Origin of the sequence: Streptomyces sp. 15-116A, from assembly GCF_025290915.1 — a bacterium.
In the GTDB taxonomy this organism is placed as follows: domain Bacteria; phylum Actinomycetota; class Actinomycetes; order Streptomycetales; family Streptomycetaceae; genus Streptomyces.
Genome location: NZ_JAOCQE010000392.1, coordinates 1 through 4689, shown reverse-complemented (window position 1 = coordinate 4689; position 4689 = coordinate 1). Strand labels below are relative to the sequence as shown.

Here is a 4689-nt window from a genome sequence, read left to right as displayed (position 1 = left end):
GGTGGCGGCGGTCGTCCCGGTGGCGGCGGCGGTTTCGCCGGTCGTCCCGGTGGTGGCGGCGGCTTCGGCGGCGGCGGTGGCCGTCCCGGCTTCGGTGGCCGTCCCGGCGGTCCCGGTGGCCGTGGTGGCACGCAGGGCGCCTTCGGCCGTCCCGGCGGTCCCGCGCGTCGTGGCCGTAAGTCGAAGCGGCAGAGGCGCCAGGAGTACGAGGCCATGCAGGCTCCGTCGGTCGGCGGTGTGATGCTGCCTCGCGGCAACGGCGAGACCATTCGCCTGTCGCGCGGTGCGTCGCTCACCGACTTCGCGGAGAAGATCAACGCCAACCCGGCGTCGCTCGTCGCGGTCATGATGAACCTCGGCGAGATGGTCACCGCGACCCAGTCCGTCTCCGACGAGACGCTCCAGCTCCTCGCCGACGAGATGAACTACACGGTTCAGATCGTCAGCCCGGAGGAGGAGGACCGCGAGCTGCTCGAGTCCTTCGACCTGGAGTTCGGCGAGGACGAGGGCGACGAGGAGGACCTGGTGGTCCGCCCGCCGGTCGTCACCGTCATGGGTCACGTCGACCACGGTAAGACCCGCCTGCTGGACGCCATCCGCAAGACGAACGTCATCGCGGGCGAGGCCGGTGGCATCACCCAGCACATCGGTGCCTACCAGGTCACGACCGAGGTCAACGACGAGGATCGCAAGATCACCTTCATCGACACCCCGGGTCACGAGGCGTTCACCGCCATGCGTGCCCGCGGTGCGAAGTCGACCGACATCGCGATCCTCGTGGTGGCGGCCAACGACGGTGTGATGCCGCAGACGGTCGAGGCGCTCAACCACGCCAAGGCCGCCGACGTCCCGATCGTCGTCGCCGTCAACAAGATCGACGTCGAGGGCGCGGACCCGACCAAGGTGCGCGGTCAGCTGACCGAGTACGGCCTGGTGGCCGAGGAGTACGGCGGCGACACCATGTTCGTCGACATCTCCGCCAAGCAGGGTCTGCACATCGACAGCCTCCTCGAGGCCGTCATCCTCACCGCCGACGCCTCGCTCGACCTGCGGGCCAACCCGAAGCAGGACGCGCAGGGCATCTCGATCGAGTCCCGGCTCGACCGGGGCCGCGGTGCCGTGGCGACCGTCCTCGTCCAGCGAGGCACGCTGCGGGTCGGCGACACGATGGTGGTGGGCGACGCCTACGGCCGCGTGCGCGCCATGCTCGACGACAACGGCAACAACGTCGCCGAGGCCGGCCCGTCGACTCCGGTGCAGGTCCTGGGCCTCACCAACGTCCCGGGTGCGGGCGACAACTTCATCGTCGTCGACGAGGACCGTACGGCCCGTCAGATCGCCGAGAAGCGCGCCGCCCGTGAGCGCAACGCCGCGTTCGCCAAGCGCACGCGCCGTGTCTCGCTCGAGGACCTGGACAAGGTGCTCAAGGCCGGCGAGGTCCAGCAGCTGAACCTGATCATCAAGGGTGACGCGTCTGGTTCCGTCGAGGCCCTGGAGTCCTCCCTGCTCCAGCTGGACGTCGGCGAAGAGGTCGACATCCGCGTCCTGCACCGCGGCGTCGGTGCGGTCACGGAGTCCGACATCGACCTGGCGATGGGCTCCGACGCCATCGTGATCGGCTTCAACGTGCGCGCCGCCGGGCGTGCGCAGCAGATGGCCGAGCGCGAGGGTGTGGACGTCCGCTACTACTCGGTCATCTACCAGGCGATCGAGGAGATCGAGGCGGCCCTCAAGGGCATGCTCAAGCCGGAGTTCGAGGAGGTCGAGCTCGGTACGGCGGAGATCCGCGAGGTCTTCAAGTCGTCCAAGCTGGGCAACATCGCGGGTGTTCTCATCCGCTCCGGCGAGGTCAAGCGGAACACCAAGGCCCGCCTCATCCGCGACGGCAAGGTGGTCGCGGAGAACCTCACCATCGAGGGTCTGCGTCGCTTCAAGGACGACGTCACCGAGATCCGCGAAGGCTTCGAGGGTGGTATCAACCTCGGAAACTTCAACGACATCAAGGTCGACGACGTCATCGCGACGTACGAGATGCGCGAGAAGCCGCGGGCGTAACAGCCTGGGGTGGGTGCTGGCCGACGGGACGTCGTTCCCGTCGGCCAGCGCCGCGTCTACGGAGCGTTATATCCGTCGATCGGCAGGCACCGTTCGTTGTACGGTCTTGGTGTCCCCGCCCGTTCGGACGCGGGGCCATCGATCCCGTGCCGGCGGGTGAACCGGTTGCACACATGTATGTGGGGACGCTGTCCTTCGACCTCCTCCTCGGCGACGTACGGTCGCTGAAGGAGAAGCGCTCCGTCGTCCGCCCGATCGTCGCCGAGCTCCAGCGCAAGTACGCGGTGAGCGCGGCCGAGGTGGACCACATGGATCTCCACCGCAGGGCGATCATCGGCCTCGCGATGGTCTCCGGCGACGCGGGGCACCTGACCGACGTACTGGACCGGTGCGAGCGGCTGGTCGCCGGGCGCCCCGAGGTGGAGCTGCTGTCCGTCAGGCGGCGCTTCCACGGCGAAGACGACTGACGATCACAGCTGGCGAGAACTGAGACAGGAAAGAACGGGAGACGACCAGTGGCCGACAACGCGCGGGCGAAAAGGCTGGCGGACCTCATCCGAGAGGTGGTGGCCCAGAAGCTGCAGCGCGGGATCAAGGACCCGCGGCTCGGCTCGCACGTCACCATCACGGACACCCGCGTCACGGGTGACCTCCGGGAGGCGACGGTCTTCTACACCGTCTACGGGGACGACGAGGAGCGCAAGGCCGCAGCCGCCGGTCTGGAGAGCGCCAAGGGCATCCTGCGCTCCGAGGTGGGCCGGGCGGCGGGCGTGAAGTTCACGCCGACCCTGACCTTCGTCATGGACGCCCTGCCGGACACCGCGCGCACCATCGAGGACCTCCTCGACAAGGCGCGCCAGTCCGACGCCAAGGTGCGCGAGGCATCCGCCGGGGCGACGTACGCCGGCGAGCCCGACCCGTACCGCAAGCCGGACGACGACGAGACGGACGACACCGCCGAATGACCCAGAAGCACCCCACGCCCGACGGCCTTGTCATCGTCGACAAGCCGTCGGGCTTCACTTCGCACGACGTGGTCGCCAAGATGCGCGGCATCGCCCGCACCCGCCGCGTCGGCCACGCCGGCACGCTCGACCCGATGGCGACGGGCGTCCTCGTCCTCGGTGTCGAGAGGGCGACCAAGCTCCTCGGTCATCTCGCCCTGACCGAGAAGGAGTACCTGGGCACCATCAGGCTCGGGCAGAACACGGTCACGGACGACGCCGAGGGGGAGGTCACCTCCACCACGGACGCCTCCGGGGTCACCCGCGAGGCCGTCGACGCCGGGGTCGCCAAGCTGACCGGCGACATCATGCAGGTGCCGTCCAAGGTCAGCGCCATCAAGATCAACGGCGTGCGCTCCTACAAGCGGGCCCGCGAGGGCGAGGAGTTCGACATCCCGGCCAGGCCGGTCACCGTCTCCTCGTTCGCCGTGCACGACCTGCGTGAGGCGGAGACCGAGGACGGCACCAAGGTGCTCGACCTGATCGTCTCCGTCGTCTGCTCCTCCGGCACCTACATCCGCGCCCTCGCCCGCGACCTGGGCGCCGACCTCGGCGTGGGCGGCCACCTCACCGCGCTGCGCCGCACCCGCGTGGGGCCGTACAAGCTGGACTCGGCGAGGACGCTGGACCAGCTCCAGCAGGAGCTGACCGTGATGCCGATCGCCGAGGCAGCCGCGGCCGCGTTCCCCCGCTGGGACGTCGACGACCGGCGCGCCCGGCTGCTCACCAACGGGGTGCGGCTGGAGATGCCGGACGAGTACGCGGGCTCGGGACCCGTGGCCGTCTTCGACCCGGAGGGCCGGTTCCTCGCCCTCGTCGAGCAGCACCGGGGCAAGGCGAAGAGCCTCGCCGTCTTCGGCTGACCACACCGGGCCTCATCAGCCGTGGAGCGGCGTCACGGGGATGCTCATGCCGCCGCTCCACGATCCCCCTCGGTTCCCCCATCCCTAGGGTGTATCCACCGGCCCCCGTTCGTTCACCCGTAAGTGCGGGCGCTCGGAGTGAACCGGGGGAGCGCAAGGGGGCGCGTTCACGCAGCGATCTGTCCCGCTGATCATCTCCGCCGTACCGTCGAGCACAGCGGCACGCAGGTCACGAAGGTACGGCGGGGAGGCGGCGTGACGGAGCAGCGGAACGCCCCGGTTCAGGCGATCACCCCCGAGCGGGACAGCGCCCCCGACGACGTCCTCGTACGGGTCCACGACCTCGCCGGACGGCCGCGCGGCACCGGCTTCCTCGCCGACCACCACGGCACGCTGATCACCAGCCATGAGGCGGTCGACGGCCTGCCGCGCCTCGTGCTGCACGCCCCCGGGGGCCGCCGGTGCGCGGTGACGGCGGAGGCGGTGACACCGCTGCCCGCGCTGGGTCTGGCGCTGGTGCGCAGCGACGGGCTGGGCGTGGCGCCCCTGCCGATCGCCGCGCGGGACCGCGTCGACAGCGGCAGCCACGTCCGCATCCCCGCCGGAGGCTGGCGCGAGGCGCGCGTGCTCGGCGTGACCGCCGTGACCTACACCGCCACCGACCGCTGCCACACCCTCGACCGCGCTCTGGAACTCGCCGTGGGCACCGCGGGCCGGGACGCGCTGCGCCTGGGCGGCGGCGCGGCGGGCGGCCCGGTGCTCGACGC

General features: G+C 70.5%; 5 protein-coding genes. All 5 read left to right on the top strand.

Features of this window, described 5'->3' with window-relative positions:
- Positions 1-2055 (top strand): translation initiation factor IF-2 (gene infB, locus N4P33_RS33030; RefSeq protein ID WP_260830616.1); only part of this gene is annotated, 2055 nt, incomplete at its 5' end.
- Between the two features lie 173 nt (positions 2056-2228).
- Complete coding sequence (locus tag N4P33_RS33025) at positions 2229-2522, top strand: DUF503 domain-containing protein (protein ID WP_095749689.1); 294 nt, start codon at positions 2229-2231, stop codon at positions 2520-2522.
- Positions 2523-2570: 48 nt separating this feature from the next.
- Positions 2571-3020, top strand: coding sequence for a 30S ribosome-binding factor RbfA (gene rbfA, locus N4P33_RS33020; RefSeq protein ID WP_260830615.1), 450 nt, complete (start codon positions 2571-2573; stop codon positions 3018-3020).
- Positions 3017-3922, top strand: coding sequence for a tRNA pseudouridine(55) synthase TruB (truB, locus tag N4P33_RS33015; RefSeq protein WP_260830614.1), 906 nt, complete (start codon positions 3017-3019; stop codon positions 3920-3922). Before rbfA ends, truB begins: the two co-directional genes overlap by 4 nt.
- A gap of 255 nt (positions 3923-4177) precedes the next feature.
- Positions 4178-4689: trypsin-like peptidase domain-containing protein (locus N4P33_RS33010; RefSeq protein ID WP_399030564.1), on the top strand; the 512-nt coding region annotated here is incomplete at its 3' end.

Bases quoted from the DNA above. Each gene is read 5' to 3' on its own strand.
- N4P33_RS33025 (WP_095749689.1), top strand. From the start codon at position 2,229: ATGTATGTGGGGACGCTGTCCTTCGACCTCCTCCTCGGCGACGTACGG.
- truB (WP_260830614.1), top strand. From the start codon at position 3,017: ATGACCCAGAAGCACCCCACGCCCGACGGCCTTGTCATCGTCGACAAG.